Source organism: Roseobacter denitrificans OCh 114 (assembly GCF_000014045.1).
In the GTDB taxonomy this organism is placed as follows: Bacteria; Pseudomonadota; Alphaproteobacteria; order Rhodobacterales; family Rhodobacteraceae; genus Roseobacter; species Roseobacter denitrificans.
On the sequence record NC_008209.1, the window covers coordinates 2,732,511 to 2,749,299 of the forward strand.

Here is a 16,789-nt window from a genome sequence, read left to right on the forward strand (position 1 = left end):
CATGTCCTCAGTTGATCCAACCCTCCCGCCCGGCACCACAAGCCGCAGTTGGTACAAGCGCAACGAAATCGCCGTGACGCCCTGGCTGTTTCTGGCCCCTGCAATCCTGTTCTTTGCCTTTTATGTGATCTGGCCGATCTACCAATCCATCGTGATCTCGTTTTACGACTGGGACGGGCTGGGCGAGGCGCGCTTTATAGGCATGGGCAACTACGTCGAACTGATGGACGACGGCGCGTTCGAGGTGTCGCTCTGGAACAACCTCAAGTGGCTGCTGTTTTATCTGCTGGCCATTCCCGGCGGTTTATTTATCGCGCTGTTTCTCAATCAGACAGTCACCGGCATACGCCTTTATAAATCATTGTTTTTCTTTCCCTTCGTGATCAGCCAAGTGGTGGTCGGCCTCGTTTTTTCATGGTTCTACCTGCCCAATGAGGGGCTGCTCAATGGAATGCTGGGCCTTGTGGGGCTTGGTCCCGTCAATGTGCTGGGCGATCCGTCATGGGCGACCTATGGCATTATCGCGGCTGGCCTCTGGCCGCAGACGGCCTATTGCATGATCCTCTACCTCACAGGGCTGAACGCCGTGGACCCCGAGCAGATCGAGGCGGGTCGACTGGATGGGGCCAAGGGCTGGAAAATGCTGTGGTACATCATCATCCCGCAGCTCAAACCCGCCACCTTCATCGCCTTTGTGGTCACGATCATCGGCGCACTGCGCTCGTTCGATCTGATCTCGATCATGACCAACGGTGGACCGTTCGGGCAGACCCGGGTGTTGTCATTTTACATGTTTGAAAAAGCGTTGTCCGAATACGGGTTCCGTATGGGCTATGGTGCTGCCATCGCGGTGGTGCTGTTTCTGATCATGCTGGTCTTTATCGCCTATTTCCTGTGGTCCATGTGGAAAGAGGAGCGTGGCCGATGACCCATTTGCGCACCCCCTTTCCTGAGGCAAAACACGCGGTCCTGCCAGCCCGCACGGAGGGTTAAGAGATGTTCCCCACCCCCATTGAAAAGCGATCCCGCCCTGCACAGCTGACCTATCAGTCCCTGCTGCCGCTGGCGCTGATCATGTGGTTGCTGCCGCTTATCGCGGTTGCCGTGTTCTCCGTCAAACCCGCCGAAGACTTCACCCAAGGGAATTACTGGGGCATGCCGTCGTCTTTCGAATTGTTCAACAACTACGGGCAGGTGTTCTTCAACTCTGACATGCCGCGCTACATGCTGAATTCGGTCCTGATTACTGTCCCAACTGTCGTCGGTGCCGTCGCGCTGTCCTGCCTCGCGGGCTTTGCGCTGGGGATTTACAAATTCAAATCGAACATCTGGATATTCTTCATGTTCGTGGCGGGCAACTTCGTGCCCTTCCAGATCCTGATGGTGCCGGTGCGTGATCTGACACTCGATATGGGGCTCTATAATACCAAAACCGGGTTGGTACTGTTTCACATCGCGTTTCAAACCGGGTTCTGTACGCTCTTCATGCGCAATTTCATCCGCGCCCTGCCGTTCGAGTTGATCGAAGCCGCGCGTGTTGAAGGCATCGCCGAGTGGAAGATTTTCTGGTACGTCGTGATCCCCCTGATGAAACCCGCGATTGCGGCGTTGTCGGTGCTGATCTTTACCTTTATCTGGAACGATTATTTCTGGGCGGTGGTCCTGACACAAGGACCGGAAAGCCAGCCTGTCACGGCGGGCATCACCTCGTTCAACGCGCAGTTCCGTGCGGCCTATCACCTGATGAGCGCGGGCAGCATTGTCGCCGCCCTGCCCCCGGTTCTGATGTTCTTTCTGATGCAAAAGCACTTTATCGCAGGTTTGACGCTGGGCGCCGTCAAGTGACAGAGTGCTGGCGGCTGGATGACGCGCGCCAGACGCTGGCGCTTGCCTCGACAAATGGGCGGTGCCCGCAGGTCATTTACTGGGGCGCGCCCCTGCCACCGGGCGAAGACCTGTGCGCGCTCAGCGATGTCAGCACGCTCGATGTGACGGGTGGCATGCTGGATCAGAACCCGGATCTGTCGCTCTGCCCTGAGGCTGCACGCAGCTTCCCGGGCCAGCCCGGTCTCATTGTGCGTGACCGGGACGGCACGCCTTTCCTGCCGAAATTCCGGCTGGATCACGTGACACAGTCCGAGCTGACCTTGACCGTTACCTGCGTCGATGCGCCCCACGGGCTGACCTATGTGGCCGAATTCACGCTGGATGCCGACACCCATGTGATTGCCATGACAGCACGGTTATCTGCTGACCGCCCGCTGCATCTGGACTGGCTGGCGGCCCCCGTCCTGCCCGCCCCGCAGCACAGCGAGGCGATGATTGATTTCGCAGGCCGCTGGTGTGGTGAGTTTCAGATGAACCGCACGCCATGGTCGCCGGGCATCCGCATGCGCGAAAACCGCACGGGGCGCACGGGCCACGAACATTTCCCCGGTCTGATCGTGCCCTGCAAGGGGGCGCGCAATACCGCAGGCGAGGCCTATGCCTTTCACTATGGCTGGTCCGGCGGGCATCGGATGATCGCCGAAGAACTGCCCGATGGGCGCCGTCAAATTCAATTCGGGCACGCCGCAGGCACGCACATGACGCCAGCCACCGAGTTTCAGACCGCGCCTATCTATGCGGTCTATTCCTGCGAGGGCCTGAACGGCTGCGCCGTCCCGTTTCAACGCCATGTGCGCGACCGGATCGTCGCGTGGACCGACACGGGCCGTCCGCGCCCGGTGCATTACAACTGCTGGGAAGCGGTCTATTTCAACCACGACCTCGCCGTGCTCAAGGATATCGCCAGCCGCGCCGCCGCCCTTGGTGCGGAGCGTTTCGTGCTGGATGACGGATGGTTCGGGCAGCGCGACGATGACACCTCTTCGCTGGGCGATTGGGCGGTGGATACACGCAAATACCCCGAAGGCCTCGACCCGCTGATCGCGCATGTGCGGGCACAGGGCATGGGTTTCGGCATCTGGTTTGAACCGGAAATGATCAACCCGGACTCAGACACCTACCGCGCACATCCCGACTGGGCGCTGGGGCCTGCGGACCAGATCCTTGGACGCCAGCAAAAACTGCTGAACATGGCCCTGCCACAGGTGCGCGATTATCTCTATGACCGCATCGCCGCGCTGCTGACCGCCCATCCGATCGACTACATCAAATGGGACCACAACCGCGTCCTGCCCATGCCCGATGCGGCGCAGACCGACGGGAGCTATGCGTTGATCGACCGGCTGCGCGCCGATTTCCCGCAGGTGGAAATCGAAAGCTGCGCCTCGGGCGGTGGGCGGATTGATTTCGGCATCCTGCAGCGCAGCCAAAGGGTCTGGTTGTCTGACAGCAACGACGCGTTGGAACGCCTCAGAATTCAGCACAACGCCGCGCTGTTCCTGCCCGCCTGCGTCACGGGCAGCCATGTGGGCCCGCGCAGATGCCATACCTCGGGCCGTGTCCTCGACATTGCATTGCGCGCATGGGTCGCCGCACAGCGCCACATGGGTTTCGAGATGGACCCGCGCGAATTGACCGAGCGCGAGGCGGAAGTGCTGCGCGATGTCACCGGGTGGTGGAAAGACAACCGCGACTGGATGGAACACGCGGACATCCTGCGGCTGGACAGTTCGGACCCTGCGGTCATCGCAGAACAACAACTGGCGCGCGACGGGCGCCAGTTCGTAGCCTTTGTGGGCAAATCCGGCACCTCGGATCAGATCGCCCCACGTCCCTTGCGCCTTACGCGGCTGGACCCCGATGCGCGCTACGCGGTCAGCCTGCGCAACCGCGCCGATGCCCCGCATCTGTCGCGCGGGTCTTTGGCGCTCAAGGACGGCCCTGTGACACTATCCGGTGCGGCGCTGATGCAGCATGGCGTGACACTGCCATGGAGCTTTCCCGATTTCATCTGGGTGCTGGAGGGCCGCCGCCTGTGACCAAATTCGCCAAAACCAAACTGGCCCTGCGGCGTCTGCCCATGTACCCCTTGCACGGGAGGACGCAGCCCCTGACACCCCCAACTTCGGAGAGACCCCGATGACCCAGACCGCAACTTTTCATGACCTCAAGGGCGCTTCGATCTACATCACCGGGGGCGGTTCGGGCATCGGTGCGGACCTCACGGACGGGTTTCTGGCGCAGGGGGCCAAGGTCGCCTTTATCGGGCGCTCCGATGCCAGTGCTTTTGTGGCGCAGATGGAAGAGAAGCACGGGCGTGCGCCGCTGTTCCTGCAGGGCGATATCACGGAGACGCACCGGCTGCGCGAAACGATTGCCGCCGCCGAAAAGGCCCATGGCCCCATTCACGCACTGGTGTCCAACGCCGCCAACGACCAGCGCCACAACTGGCTCGAAACCACACCCGAGGAATGGGATGCCTATCTGGACATCAACCTCAAAGCCTACTTCTTCGCAGCGCAAGCGGTTGCGGGGTCGATGATCAAACGGGGGGCCGGGTCCATCATCAATTTCAGCTCTATCAGCTATATGATGGGCAACGCAGGCTATCCGGCCTACACGGCGGCAAATGGCGGCATCACTGCGCTGACCCGCAGCCTTGCACGCGAGTTGGGCCCCGATGGCATTCGGGTGAATGCGCTCGCACCGGGGTGGGTGCTGACACAGAAACAGCTGGACAAATGGGCCACCCCCGACGGGTTGGCCGCGCATCTGGAGCGGCAATGCCTGAAAACCCATCTGGAGCCGCGCGACATCGTCGATGCCGTGCTTTTTCTCGCCTCGAAAACCAGCCGTATGATGACCGGGCAATGCATGGTCGTGGATGGCGGTGTGGTGACAACAGGGTGAGCAGGCAATGACCGGGACATGCACACCAGAGTGGATCGCGCTGGATTGGGGCACGTCAAACCTGCGCGCTTTCGCGATGCAGGGGGCCACGGTTCTGGAGCGCGCAGAGTCAAACGCCGGCATGCGCAAACTTGAACCCGCCCAGTTCGAACCCGTGTTGCAGGACCTGATCGACCCCTGGTTGCACGAAGGGCTGGGCGCGCTCATCGCCTGCGGCATGGTCGGCGCGCGGCAAGGCTGGGCGGAAGCCCCTTACCGCGCGGTGCCTTGTGCTCCGGTCGCGGAGGGGCTGACGCAGATCACCATGCAGAGCGGGCACCGCGTGCATATTGTGTCAGGCCTGTCGCAGACCGCCCCCCCCGATGTGATGCGCGGAGAAGAAACGCAGATCGCGGGCTTTCTCAGCCTCAACCCGAAATGGGACGGTGTGTTGTGCATGCCGGGCACCCATACCAAGTGGGTGCATCTGAGCGCGGGTGAAGTCGTGAGTTTTCAGACCTTTATGACCGGGGAGATCTTTGCGCTGCTCAGCGAGTCTTCGGTTCTGCGCCATTCGGTTGTGCCAGACACCTGGGACGGCTCCGCGTTTCAGGACGCTGTTGCCGACAGCCTGAGCCACCCCGAACGCATGGCGGCAAAGCTCTTTGCGCTGCGGGCGGGGGATTTGCTGAAGCTGAACGACCAAGGCAGCGCCCGCGCAGCACTGTCGGGTTATCTCATCGGTATGGAAATTGCCGCCACACGCCCCTATTGGCTGGGGCAAAACCTCGCCATTCTGGGCATGGGCGCGCAGGCGCAGGCCTATCAGGGCGCGCTGAGCGCGCAGGGCGTGCCTGCCACCATGGTCGATACCGAACGCGCCACTCTGGCGGGGTTAACCGCCGTCCACCGTCAATTGAAAGCCTGCATATGACCTTGCCCCTGATCGCTATTCTGCGCGGTGTGACCCCGGATGAGGTCTGCGCTGTCGCGCACTGCCTGCTCGACGCCGGGATCACCCAGATCGAGGTGCCGCTGAACTCCCCCGACCCGCTGGAGAGCATTGCCCGCCTTGCACGACAAATGGGCGACGCGGCACTGATCGGGGCCGGCACGGTGCTGAGCACGGATGAGGTCGCCGCAGTGGCTGACGCGGGTGGCAGGCGGGTCGTCTCGCCCAACTGTGACACGGCCGTGATCCGCGCGACCAAGGTGCGCGATATGCAAAGCTGGCCCGGCGTGTTCACCCCGACCGAAGCCTTTGCGGCCCTGCAGGCCGGGGCGGATGGGTTGAAACTCTTTCCCGGCTCGATGGCGGGGCCCTCGGGTCTGTCGGCTATGCGTGCCATCCTGCCAGCGGGCACGCGCGTCTATGCCGTGGGCGGTGCCGGGCCCGACAATTTCCAGACCTGGATTGATGCCAGCGCGGATGGGTTCGGGCTGGGCTCTGCCCTGTTCAAACCCGGCATGAGCGTGCAGGAGGTTGCGCAAAACGCCCGCGCCATTGTCGCGGCCTATCGAGATGCCGCACCATGATGACGCCGGTCCATGACGCCGGCGTCTGCACAGCCGGGGAAGGCCCGCCTGCGCCCCCACTGCGCCAGCGCTTGCTTCGGGTTGCCGGTGTGTGGGATCGACTGCCGCGCATATCCGCATGGGGCCCGCAGGTTCCGTCATGAGTTCCGGCCTCCAACGCGCGCTCGGCGTCTGCTACTATCCCGAACACTGGCCCGAAGAGATCTGGGCCAGGGACGCCGCGCGCATGGTTTCAGCAGGCATCACATGGGTGCGCATCGGCGAATTCGCATGGAGCCGGATGGAACCGGAACCGGGGCGTTTCACCTTTGACTGGCTGGACCGGGCGATTGACGTTCTGGCCAGCGCGGGCCTCAGGATCGTTCTGGGCACGCCCACCTGCACCCCCCCGCGCTGGATGCTGGATCGGTTTCCCGACATGCTGGCGGTGGATGCCATGGGGCGCGTGCGCAAATTCGGCTCCCGGCGGCACTATTGCTTTAGCCATGCAGGCTATCGCGCTGCCTCGGCGGCGATTGCCGATGTGCTGGGGCAACGGTACGGACAGGACCCGCGCATCCACGCATGGCAATTGGATAACGAATACGGCTGCCATGACACCGTGCTGTCCTATTCCGAGGCCGCGCGCCACGCGTTTCAGGACTGGCTCGCGACACGCTACGACACCATCGACGCGCTGAACACCGCCTGGGGCAATGTGTTCTGGTCGATGGAATACGACAGTTTTGCGCAGGTGGATTTGCCAAACCTGACGGTCACAGAGCCCAACCCCAGCCATGCGCTGGCCTTTCGACGATTCAGTTCCGATCAGGTCGTCGCCTATCACACGGCACAGGTAGAGGCCCTGCGCGCCCACACGGATGCGCCGCTGATCCACAACTACATGGGCCGGGTGCTGGATTTTGACCATTTCGAGGTCGGCCGCTCCATCGAGATCGCAAGCTGGGACAGCTACCCGATCGGGTTCCTCTCTGACCGGCTGGAGGCAACGCCCGCGCATAAATCGCACTATTTGCAGCAGGGCGATCCCGATATGCAGGCCTTTCACCACGACCTTTACCGGGCGGTGGGCAGGGATGGCCGCTGGTGGGTGATGGAACAACAACCCGGGCCGGTCAACTGGGCGCCCTATAATCCGGCCCCATTGCCCGGCATGGTGCGGCTCTGGACGTGGGAGGCCTTTGCCCATGGGGCAGAGGTCGTGAGCTATTTTCGATGGCGGCAGGCCCCTTTTGCGCAGGAACAGATGCATTCGGGCCTGCTGCGCCCTGATGATGCTCCGGCCCCCGGGCTGGCCGAGGCCGAAAAGGTTGCTGCAGAACTGCGCAGCATGCCTGAGGTGTGCGTGCAGCAGGCGCAGGTGGCATTGGTCTTTGACTACGCCTCGGAATGGGCCTGGGCGACGTTGCCGCAGGGGGCGGGGTTCCGCTATTTTGCCCTGATGCTGGATGCCTACCGGGCCTTGCGCAAACGCGGGCTGTCGATTGATATCCTGCCCTCGACCACATCCGATGTGACGGGGTACAAGCTGGTGCTCGCGCCCGGTGTGGCCACCCTGCCCGAAAGCCTGAAACGCGCGCTTGGCCAGACAACGGCCATCGTGGGGCCGCGTTGCAACGCCGTAACAGAGGAATTGACGATACCGACGCCCATGGGCCCGGATTTGCCGGACCTCGATGTGACGGTCACGCGGGTGGAGAGCCTGCCGCCCGGCGTCGAGCGGAGCGTGCCCGGCATTGGCGCGGTGCAACACTGGACTGAAACGCTTGAAGGGTCCGCGCAGGTAACTCTGCGGGATGCGGATGGCGCAGCGGTGATGGTGTCAAACGGTGCGCTGTCTTATCTGGGCGGCTGGCCGGATTCAGCGCTTTGGGATCATCTGATCGCCGATGCGGCGGCGCGTTGCGGCATCGACACGCAGCCCCTGCCCGACGGTCTGCGCTGCCGGGATACCAAAACGCACCGGTTCTATTTCAACTACGCCGCCACGCCCTGTGCGTTTGACGGGCTGAGCCTGCCCGCTGCTGGCGTGGCTTGGGCCCGGCGCTGACGCATCAGGTGCGCACATCCGGTGCTGTGCGACCGATGTGGGATTGCATGGCCGTGATCTCGATCACCGCCGCGCGTACCGAGGCCAGCGCAGCCTCGGCGGTGAGGGAATTATCGGCATCCGGGCCTGCGTATTGCTCCAGATAGACGCGCAGTGTCGCACCTTCCGTGCCCGTGCCCGACAGGCGCAAAACGGCGCGCGCGCCGCCCTCAAAGCTGATCCGCAACCCCTGATTTTCACTGACCGACCCATCGACCGGGTCATGATAGGAGAAGCTATCCGCCGCACGCACGCTCAGCCCCGACCACTGCGTGCCCGGCAAGCTGTCAAACTGTGCTTCAAGATGCGCCATCAGGGCGTTGGCCGCCTCTGTCGGAACGGCCTCATAATCATGGCGTGAATAATAGTTGCGGCCGTATTCCGCCCAGTGATCCACGAGAATATCCGCCACCGATTGCTTGCGCTGCGCAAGAATATTCAGCCAGAGCAACACCGCCCATAGGCCATCCTTTTCGCGCACGTGATCTGATCCGGTGCCCGCGCTCTCTTCACCGCAGAGCGTCACCTTGCCCGCATCCAACAGGTTGCCAAAGAATTTCCACCCGGTGGGTGTCTCGAAACTGTTGATCCCCAACTTTTGCGCCACAAGATCACTGGCGGCACTGGTGGGCATGGAACGGGCAACCCCCGCAAGCCCTGCCTCATAGGCCGGAGCCAGATGCGCATTGGCCGCCAGAACCGCAAGACTGTCCGAGGGCGTCACATAGCTGCCGCGCCCGACAATCATGTTGCGATCCCCGTCCCCGTCCGAAGCCGCGCCGAAATCGGGGGCTGTGGGCGACATCATCTCCTCCATCAGCGCCTTGGCCCAGACCGGATTGGGATCAGGATGCCCGCCGCCAAAATCCTCGCTCGGGACCGCGTTGATGACCGTTCCGGCAGGCGCGCCAAGCCGGTCCTCCAGAATGGCCTTGGCATAGGGGCCGGTGACGGCGTGCATCGCATCAAAGCGCATCATGAACCCGCCCGCAAACAGCGCTTTGATCTTGCCAAAATCAAACAGGGTTTCCATCAGCGCAGCATAATCTGCAACCGGGTCAATGATCTCCACCTGCATCTCGCCGATCTGGTGCAGGCCCAGATCGCCAAGCGCAATGTCCGGCGCGTCGATTGTTCTGTATTCCGTGATCTTGAGCGTTTCGTCAAACATGCGCGCCGTTACGGATTCAGGAGCGGGGCCACCATTGGCGACGTTATACTTGATCCCGAAATCCTCATCGATGCCGCCGGGGTTGTGGCTGGCCGACAGGATCAGACCGCCGTCGGTTTTCCGCTTGCGGATCAGGTGCGACACCGCAGGTGTCGACAGCAACCCACCCTGCCCGACAACCGCCAATGCCGCGCCATTGGCGGCGGCCATTTTCAGGATGATCTGGATCGCCTTGTCATTGTAAAATCGGCCATCGCCCCCGATGACCAGTGATTTGCCCGCAACACCGCCGATCGCGTTGAACGTCGACTGGACGAAACACTCCAGATACCCCGGCTCCATAAACACCCGCGTTTTCTTGCGCAGCCCCGAGGTGCCGGGCTTCTGACCCTCAAAAGGGCCTTTTTTGATGGTCGACAGGGTCATCGCTCGTCCTTTCGTTCTGCGGTATTTCGCGCGGCGCGCGCCATGATCAGGCTTGTGGCCTGCAGTGCCTTGTCCTTGGCCAGAGCCTGCCCGCGCACCGGGTAGCGCCGACGCCAGTTTGGATGCGCGTCAACGGTCCCCGGCAGGTTCTGAGCCTCTGTCAAAGACAACATATCGTCAAGCTGCACCGCCACCAAGGCAGCCGGGGATGCCGCCAGATCCGCGTACACCTTGTCCCTGACGGCTGCTGTGACCTTTCTGGGCAAGCGTTTGGGCGCCGGGGTCGCAACCAGCTGGCGTTTTTCCTGCACCCTTGCGCGTCGCGCCCGTGCGGCGTCGCTTGCGTCGATCCAACCCAAGCGATGCCACCAGTCAATGTCACGCCCCTGCCAGAACCCCGCCAGCGTCGGCGTGTCATGCGTGCCAAAGCAGGCCAGAGACTGCGCGCGCAAATGCTCCGGTGGCAGAAGCACCCCCTCGGCGTCTTTTTCATATTGCAGCACGCAATAGCCGTAAAACCCGTGGCGCGCCATCTCGGCACGAAACCCGTCCGGGACAAGGCCAAGGTCTTCGCCCACGATCACCGTGCCTGCGCGATGCGCCTCAATGGCAATCAGCGCCACCAGTGATTTCAGTGGCTGGCGCATATAGGCCCCCGGGCTGCCATCCTGCGGGATCCAGAAGCTGCGGCTCAGCCCCAGGGCATGGTCGATCCGCATCAGCCCTGCATGTCGCATGTTCTTCGCCAGAATGGCGCGCAGGGCGGCGTAGCGCGTCGCCTTGAGCCTGACCGGGGAGAGCGCTGCAAGCTGCCAGTTCTGCCCTGCCGGGCTGAGGTGATCCGGCGGTGCGCCAAGCGAGACGCCATCGGCTGTGGCCGTGTCTGTGCCCCATGTCTCGGCCCCGCCAACACGCGCGCCCACGGCCAGATCAAGATAGAGCCCCAGCGCCATCCCTGCGTCACGCGCGGCTTTCTGTGCGCTGGCAAGCTGTGTATCCGCGCGCCACTGCAGCCATTTGTGAAACATCAGATCCCTGTTGGATATCTCATGCAGCGCGTTTTTCGGATCGTGCAGCCTGTGCGGCCAGACCCGCCAATCGGGTCCGTGTTGCTGGCTGACCTGTTCGAAAATGGCGAATTCAATCAGACGCGCCCCTTCGACATCACAAAACGCATCGAAAGCGCTGCGCTCAGGGGCGGGCGACATGCCCAGAAATGCCTCGAATTCACGCCTCAGGGCGGGCCGTTGCGCGTGGCGGTGCTGCGCATAGTCCAGCAGATCGCCCGCGTCGCCTGGCGTGGGCGTGCGACTGCTCATCGTGATATGATCGGTATTGAGAAACCCGCGATGTGTGGGGGAATAAGGGCTGATCGTGTCCCCCGCCGCCATGCCCAATGCATGCACCGGGTTGATCCCCAGAAACGCCGCGCCTGCTTGACCGCAAACCGCCGCGGCCTGCGCCAGATCATCAAAGCTGCCGATCTGCGATGCAGCGGGACCCAGCCCGTAAAGGGCGGCCATCACACCCCAGCACCGCGGTGTTCCGGCAATCTGTTCCAGCGATGGCGCGCCCGCAGGTGCCGTGATCAGCCAGGTTTCCTGAACCCCCTTTGCGCCCTCCAGCACAAGGGTATGCACCCCCATCCGCAAGCCGGGCAGTGCAATCCGGGATTGTGCGCGCCCCTCTGCGAGAACCTCTTGCGACCCTTCGCACAGCACATGCCATGTGACCGGTGCCGCGCAGGTAATGTCACACGGCTGATCACACCGCAGAACAATCTCCTGCTGCAGATAGGCGGTTTGCCTCGCCGCGTGCAACGCCGCCAGTGTTTCGCGGATTTCGGCATGGGTTTGGGCAGGATAGCCATTGGCGCGCAACATCGCCCACTGCGTCTCGGGGGGCGTTACATGCGTGATGCCCTGCATGTCCTGATATTCGGCCACAACGCCGACCTCTTGCGCAAGGCGGGACAAGGCGGCATCACCACGCATCGGGCGCATCCATGGGCGACAGGATCAGCGCCATGACCTCTTCGGCTTCAACCACCAGTTCCCCCGCTTCCAATTTGCCGCGCGCTGCAGCCCCGGTGCGCATGCCAATCTGCCAGCACTGCCCGGTGGGCGGCGGCGGCAGTGCGATCTTCACAGGATCAGGCGCGCGGTTGATGACCACCAGCACCGCATCATCGCCAACGGTATCGACCGATGCTTCGGCTGATCCGCGCAGCATCAGACAAAAGGTCGACAAATCCGGGTCATGCCAATCCGGCGCAGCCCCGGTGGCATCTGACCATTCCACATCCGGGCGGCCATCGGCCACGCGCGCAGCCCCATGCAGGAAACGTGATTGACGCAGGACCGGATGCGCAGCCCTGAAGGCTGAAAGCTGTTGCACAAAATCGAAAAGACCCGCCTGATCCGCCTGCCAATCGACCCAGCCGATGGCATTGTCCTGACAATAGGCATTGTTGTTGCCAGCCTGCGAATTGCCCATCTCATCCCCGGCCAGCAGCATCGGCGTGCCCTGCGACAGGAACAGTGTCGCCAGCATGTTGCGCTGACGACGGGCGCGGCGGGCCAGAATATCCGGATCCGTTGTGGGGCCTTCGACACCGCAAGAATCAGAGTGATTGCCGTGATGCCCGTCGCGGTTGCCCTCCCCGTTCGCCTGATTGTGCCGCCTTGCATAACTTGTCGTATCCGCCAGCGTGAACCCGTCATGCGCGGCCAGAAAGTTGAGCGAGGACCACGCCCGCCGACCCCGATGATCAAAGATCTCAGCCGATCCCAACAGCCGCGCGGCAAGGTCCTGCGCGCTGTGACTGTCGCCCTTCCAGAAGCGGCGCACCGTATCGCGATAGGCGTCGTTCCACTCGGCGAATTCGGGCGGGTAAGCCCCCAACTGGTAGCCGCCGGGTCCAATGTCCCAAGGTTCCGCAATCAGTTTGACCCCGCCCAGCACCGGGTCCTGACGCAGTGCATCCATGAACCCTCCCTGCGGGTCAAACCCATCCGGCTCGCGCGCCAGCGTCGTGGCCAGATCGAAACGAAAGCCGTCGACACCCATATGCTCCACCCAGAACCGCAGGCTGTCGAGCACCATGCGCAGCACCTGCGGGTGCGCTACGTTCAGCGTGTTGCCCGTGCCTGTATCATTCACGTAAAACCGCGGGTCCGCATCGGTCAGCCGATAGTATGAGGCATTGTCGAGGCCGCGAAAACTGAGCGTCGGGCCGCGCTGATCGCCCTCGGCCGTGTGGTTGTAGACCACATCCAGAATGACCTCGATCCCGGCTGCATGCAGGCGCTGTACCATCTTTTGAAAACCAGCGATACCTGCAGGGCCGACATAGCGCGGCTCGGGCGCAAAAAACCCGATTGTATTGTAACCCCAATAGTTTGTGAGACCTTTCTTAAGTAAAAAACTGTCATTCACAAAGGCATGGACGGGCAGCAGTTCAACCGCCGTGATGCCGAGCCGTTTGAAATGCGCCAGCATCGCGTCGCTGGCGAGGGCGTCATAAGTGCCGCGCAGATCGGCCGGAACACGGTCATTTTGCGCGGTCAGACCTTTGACATGCGCCTCATAGATCAACGTTTCTTCCCATGGGATTTGAGGACCTGTGCCCGCCTTGGGGAAAATCGCGGGGTCGCGGACCACGGATTTGGCCACGTAGGGGGCAGAGTCGCGCGGATCAAAGGACAGATCCTCTTCCGCGTCGCCCTCTACATAGCCAAGCAGCGCGGGGTCATCTTTAAACGCACCGCAAAGCTGCCGGGTATAGGGGTCGAGCAAAAGTTTGTTGGGGTTAAACCGGTGTCCCTGCTCCGGCGCATACGGCCCATGGGCGCGGTAGCCATAAACCGTGCCCACCGCCAGCCCCGGCAGATAGCCGTGCCAGATATCACCGCTGCGTTCCGGCAAGGCAAGGCGCGCCGTTTCTGTGTGCCCGTCTGGGGTAAAAAGGCACAGTTCGATCGCACTGGCATGCGCAGAAAAGACCGCGAAATTGACGCCCTGCCCATCATGATGCGCGCCCAACTGTGTCGGGTTGCCGGATGTGAAGTGATAATCCATCCGCCCCGGTTATCCGCCCAGAAGACGATCGTAAACCTCAAGATAGGCTTTGGAGGACGTCTCCCAACCCACGGGGTGACGCATGGCGCAGCGCATCATCCCCGACCACGTCTTGCGCTCGGCGAAAAGATCGCAACAACGATCAATCGCATGGGACAGCGCATCCGGCGTCACAGGGGCAAATTGCACACCCGTGGCGCAGGTGGCGGCAAGGGCGGCTTCGTTGGCATCGATGATCGTATCGGCCAGCCCCCCGGTGCGCGCAACCACCGGTATGGTGCCATAGCGCAACCCATAAAGCTGCGTCAGGCCGCAGGGTTCAAACCGCGACGGGATCAGGATTGCATCACTGCCCCCCTGCATCAAATGGGACAGGTCCTCGTCATATCCGATGATCACACCCACCGCGCCGGGAAAGCGATGTGCTGCGGCAACAAATGCCGCCTCAAGGTCGCGATCCCCGCTGCCCAGCACAGCCAGCCCCGCACCGCGCGCCACAAGGTCCGGCACCACATCCAGCAGCACATCAACGCCTTTTTGCGTGGTCAACCGGCTGATCACGCAAAACAGCGGCGCGTTATCCGGTGGTGTCAGGCCGAACCGCTCCAGCACGGCCTGTCGGGATTGTTGCTTGGCTTTCAACCCCTTGAGTGAATAGGACTTGGGCAGAGCCGGGTCAGTTTCGGGGTTCCAGACGTCAGTATCAATGCCATTGAGAATACCGCTGACATCACGTGCCCGCGCGCGCAGCAACCCCTCAAGCCCCATGCCAAATTCCGGTTGCATGATCTCGCGCGCATAGGTTGGGCTGACGGTGGTGATTTTATCGGCAAAGGCCAGACCCGCCTTCAGGAATCCGAGGTTGCCGTAAAACTCCATCCCATCCTGCGTGTAGAGCGCGGCATCAAGGCCCAAGGGTGCCATCAGGTCAGGCGAAAACAGCCCCTGAAAGGCGATGTTGTGGATGGTCAGGACGCAGGGCGGTTTGGGCGCGTCCATCTGATGCAGATAGGCCGGCACCAACCCCGCCTGCCAGTCATGCGCATGCACGATCTCGGGTTGCCAACCGGCGGCACCGTTTGCCGCGATGTCAGCAGCGACCCATGACAGCGCCCCGAAGCGCAGCGGATTGTCAGGCCAGTCGGTGCCATCCGCATCCAGATAGATGTTTCCGCCCCGATCAAAGAGATGCGGCGCATCCAGCAACAGCAGATCAAGCCCCTCCGCCCTGACGTCCAGCAGGCGCGCCGCACCCCCGTGCAGATTATCCGACGACCAGACCGTCTTCCCCCCCTCGGAGAGCACGCGCAATGCCGGATAAAGCGGCAGCATGACACGCGCCTCAACCCCCAGCGGCGCAAGCGCCTTGGGGACCGCGCCGATCACATCCGCCAGACCACCCGTTTTGACAAAGGGTGCGCATTCGGATGCCACAAAAAGAACTTTCACGTTACATATCCAGCTTGTCGATCATCGGTTGCGTTATCAGGCAGACCCCGCTGTCCGTGCGCCGAAAGCGCTGCGCATCAAGGGCCGGGTCTTCTCCGACGACGAGGCCCTGCGGAATGACCACGCCGCGATCTACCACCACATTGGTCAGCCGCGCATTTCGGTTGATGATGGCATAGGGCATCGAAACCACCCCGTTCAACTGCGAGAATGAATGGGTGCGCACGCCGGTAAACAGCAGACAACGCTCAAGACTGGAGCCTGAAATAATGCACCCGCCCGACACCATGGAGGACACCGCAGACCCGCGCCGCCCTTCTTCGTTGTGGATGAATTTGGCGGGCGCCGTGAGCTCCGAATAGGTCCAGATCGGCCATTCGGTATCGTATAGATCCAGCGCCGGTTTGAAATCCGTCAGGTCAAGGTTGGCCTGCCAGAACGCATCAACCGTGCCGACATCGCGCCAATAGGGCGCTTCCTCATTAACGGTGCGCACGCAGGAGCGGCTGAACGGATGCGCCACGGCCTTTCCGCCTCGCACGATGGTCGGAATGATATCGCCGCCAAAATCATGGGAATACCCCGGGACCGCCGCGCATTCTTCCATGATCTTGAAAAGGTATTCCGTTTCAAAAACATAGATCCCCATACTCGCCAAAGCCTGATCCGGATGTCCCGGCATCGCAGGCGGATCGCCGGGTTTTTCGATGAAATCGAGAATGCGGTCTTCGGTATCCACTTTCATCACGCCAAAACCGCTGGCTTCCATGCGCGGCACTTCGATACAGCCGACAGTGACATCCGCACCACTTTCCACGTGATGGCGGATCATTTCCGCGTAGTCCTGCTTGTAGATGTGATCGCCTGCCAGAATGATGATGTACTTGGGCCCGTAGCCTTCGATGATGTCCTTGTTCTGGGCCACCGCATCGGCTGTGCCCTTATACCAGTTCTCATCATTCATCTGTTGTGAAGCGGGCAGAATATCGAGTGATTCATTGCGCTCGGCCCGAAAGAAACTCCAGCCCCGCTGCAAGTGTCGGATCAGTGAATGCGCCTTGTATTGCGTTGCGACCCCGATCCGCCGGATCCCCGAATTCACGGCATTGGACAGGGGAAAATCAATGATCCTGCTCTTGCCACCAAAATACATCGCAGGTTTGGCGCGACGGTCCGTGAGCTCATAAAGGCGGCTGCCCCGCCCCCCGGCCAGAACAAAGGCCATGGTCTGTTGCGCCAATCGTTGTTCTTCTCTGTTCATC

Annotated in this window: 12 protein-coding genes; 7 read left to right on the top strand and 5 right to left on the bottom strand. The window is 62.0% G+C overall.

What is annotated here, in order from left to right:
• Position 1 precedes the first annotated feature (1 nt).
• The 7 genes from RD1_RS13180 to RD1_RS13210 all read left to right on the top strand — a co-directional run bounded on the left by RD1_RS13180 (position 2) and on the right by RD1_RS13210 (position 8,362).
• On the top strand, positions 2–928 hold the full coding sequence (locus tag RD1_RS13180; RefSeq protein ID WP_011569005.1) for a carbohydrate ABC transporter permease: 927 nt from the start codon (positions 2–4) through the stop codon (positions 926–928).
• A 68-nt stretch (positions 929–996) separates the two neighbouring features.
• On the top strand, positions 997–1,845 hold the full coding sequence (locus tag RD1_RS13185; RefSeq protein ID WP_011569006.1) for a carbohydrate ABC transporter permease: 849 nt from the start codon (positions 997–999) through the stop codon (positions 1,843–1,845).
• Complete coding sequence (locus tag RD1_RS13190) at positions 1,842–3,926, top strand: alpha-galactosidase (protein WP_011569007.1); 2,085 nt, start codon at positions 1,842–1,844, stop codon at positions 3,924–3,926. The genes RD1_RS13185 and RD1_RS13190 overlap by 4 nt, the downstream gene beginning before the upstream one ends.
• 100 nt (positions 3,927–4,026) lie before the next feature.
• Positions 4,027–4,797 carry an SDR family NAD(P)-dependent oxidoreductase gene (locus RD1_RS13195; protein ID WP_011569008.1) on the top strand — a complete coding sequence of 257 codons (771 nt, stop codon included), beginning with the start codon at positions 4,027–4,029 and terminating at the stop codon, positions 4,795–4,797.
• Positions 4,798–4,804: 7 nt separating this feature from the next.
• The gene (locus tag RD1_RS13200; RefSeq protein WP_011569009.1) at positions 4,805–5,710 is read left to right on the top strand and encodes a 2-dehydro-3-deoxygalactonokinase; all 906 of its coding nucleotides are present in this window, start codon (positions 4,805–4,807) and stop codon (positions 5,708–5,710) included.
• Entirely contained in the window at positions 5,707–6,312 is a 606-nt protein-coding gene (locus tag RD1_RS13205; protein WP_011569010.1) for a 2-dehydro-3-deoxy-6-phosphogalactonate aldolase, read from the top strand. The genes RD1_RS13200 and RD1_RS13205 overlap by 4 nt, the downstream gene beginning before the upstream one ends.
• Before the next feature lie 139 nt (positions 6,313–6,451).
• Positions 6,452–8,362, top strand: a complete 1,911-nt coding sequence (locus RD1_RS13210; RefSeq protein WP_011569011.1) for a beta-galactosidase — start codon at positions 6,452–6,454, stop codon at positions 8,360–8,362.
• Positions 8,363–8,366: 4 nt separating this feature from the next.
• Here RD1_RS13210 and RD1_RS13215 read toward each other — a convergent pair whose 3' ends face one another.
• The 5 genes from RD1_RS13215 to glgC are packed head-to-tail and all read right to left on the bottom strand — an operon-like array spanning position 8,367 to position 16,788.
• A complete protein-coding gene (locus tag RD1_RS13215; protein ID WP_011569012.1) occupies positions 8,367–9,998 on the bottom strand; it encodes an alpha-D-glucose phosphate-specific phosphoglucomutase in 1,632 nt (543 codons plus the stop codon).
• Positions 9,995–11,992 carry a 4-alpha-glucanotransferase gene (malQ, locus tag RD1_RS13220; RefSeq protein ID WP_011569013.1) on the bottom strand — a complete coding sequence of 666 codons (1,998 nt, stop codon included), beginning with the start codon at positions 11,990–11,992 and terminating at the stop codon, positions 9,995–9,997. Before malQ ends, RD1_RS13215 begins: the two co-directional genes overlap by 4 nt.
• Positions 11,982–14,078 (bottom strand): glycogen debranching protein GlgX, encoded by a 2,097-nt coding sequence (gene glgX / locus RD1_RS13225; protein ID WP_011569014.1) that lies wholly within the window; start codon positions 14,076–14,078, stop codon positions 11,982–11,984. Before glgX ends, malQ begins: the two co-directional genes overlap by 11 nt.
• 9 nt (positions 14,079–14,087) lie before the next feature.
• Positions 14,088–15,527: a glycogen synthase GlgA gene (glgA, locus tag RD1_RS13230; protein WP_011569015.1), complete on the bottom strand. Its 1,440-nt coding sequence runs from the start codon at positions 15,525–15,527 to the stop codon at positions 14,088–14,090.
• A gap of 1 nt (position 15,528) precedes the next feature.
• A complete protein-coding gene (glgC, locus tag RD1_RS13235) occupies positions 15,529–16,788 on the bottom strand; it encodes a glucose-1-phosphate adenylyltransferase (RefSeq protein ID WP_011569016.1) in 1,260 nt (419 codons plus the stop codon).
• Position 16,789: the final 1 nt, after the last annotated feature.

Coding starts and splice junctions, on each gene's coding strand:
- RD1_RS13180 (WP_011569005.1), top strand. CDS start 2: ATGTCCTCAGTTGATCCAACCCTCCCGCCCGGCACCACAAGCCGCAGT.
- RD1_RS13185 (WP_011569006.1), top strand. CDS start 997: ATGTTCCCCACCCCCATTGAAAAGCGATCCCGCCCTGCACAGCTGACC.
- RD1_RS13195 (WP_011569008.1), top strand. CDS start 4,027: ATGACCCAGACCGCAACTTTTCATGACCTCAAGGGCGCTTCGATCTAC.
- RD1_RS13200 (WP_011569009.1), top strand. CDS start 4,805: ATGACCGGGACATGCACACCAGAGTGGATCGCGCTGGATTGGGGCACG.
- RD1_RS13205 (WP_011569010.1), top strand. CDS start 5,707: ATGACCTTGCCCCTGATCGCTATTCTGCGCGGTGTGACCCCGGATGAG.
- RD1_RS13210 (WP_011569011.1), top strand. CDS start 6,452: ATGAGTTCCGGCCTCCAACGCGCGCTCGGCGTCTGCTACTATCCCGAA.
- RD1_RS13215 (WP_011569012.1), bottom strand. CDS start 9,998: ATGACCCTGTCGACCATCAAAAAAGGCCCTTTTGAGGGTCAGAAGCCC.
- malQ (WP_011569013.1), bottom strand. CDS start 11,992: ATGCGTGGTGATGCCGCCTTGTCCCGCCTTGCGCAAGAGGTCGGCGTT.
- glgX (WP_011569014.1), bottom strand. CDS start 14,078: ATGGATTATCACTTCACATCCGGCAACCCGACACAGTTGGGCGCGCAT.
- glgC (WP_011569016.1), bottom strand. CDS start 16,788: ATGAACAGAGAAGAACAACGATTGGCGCAACAGACCATGGCCTTTGTT.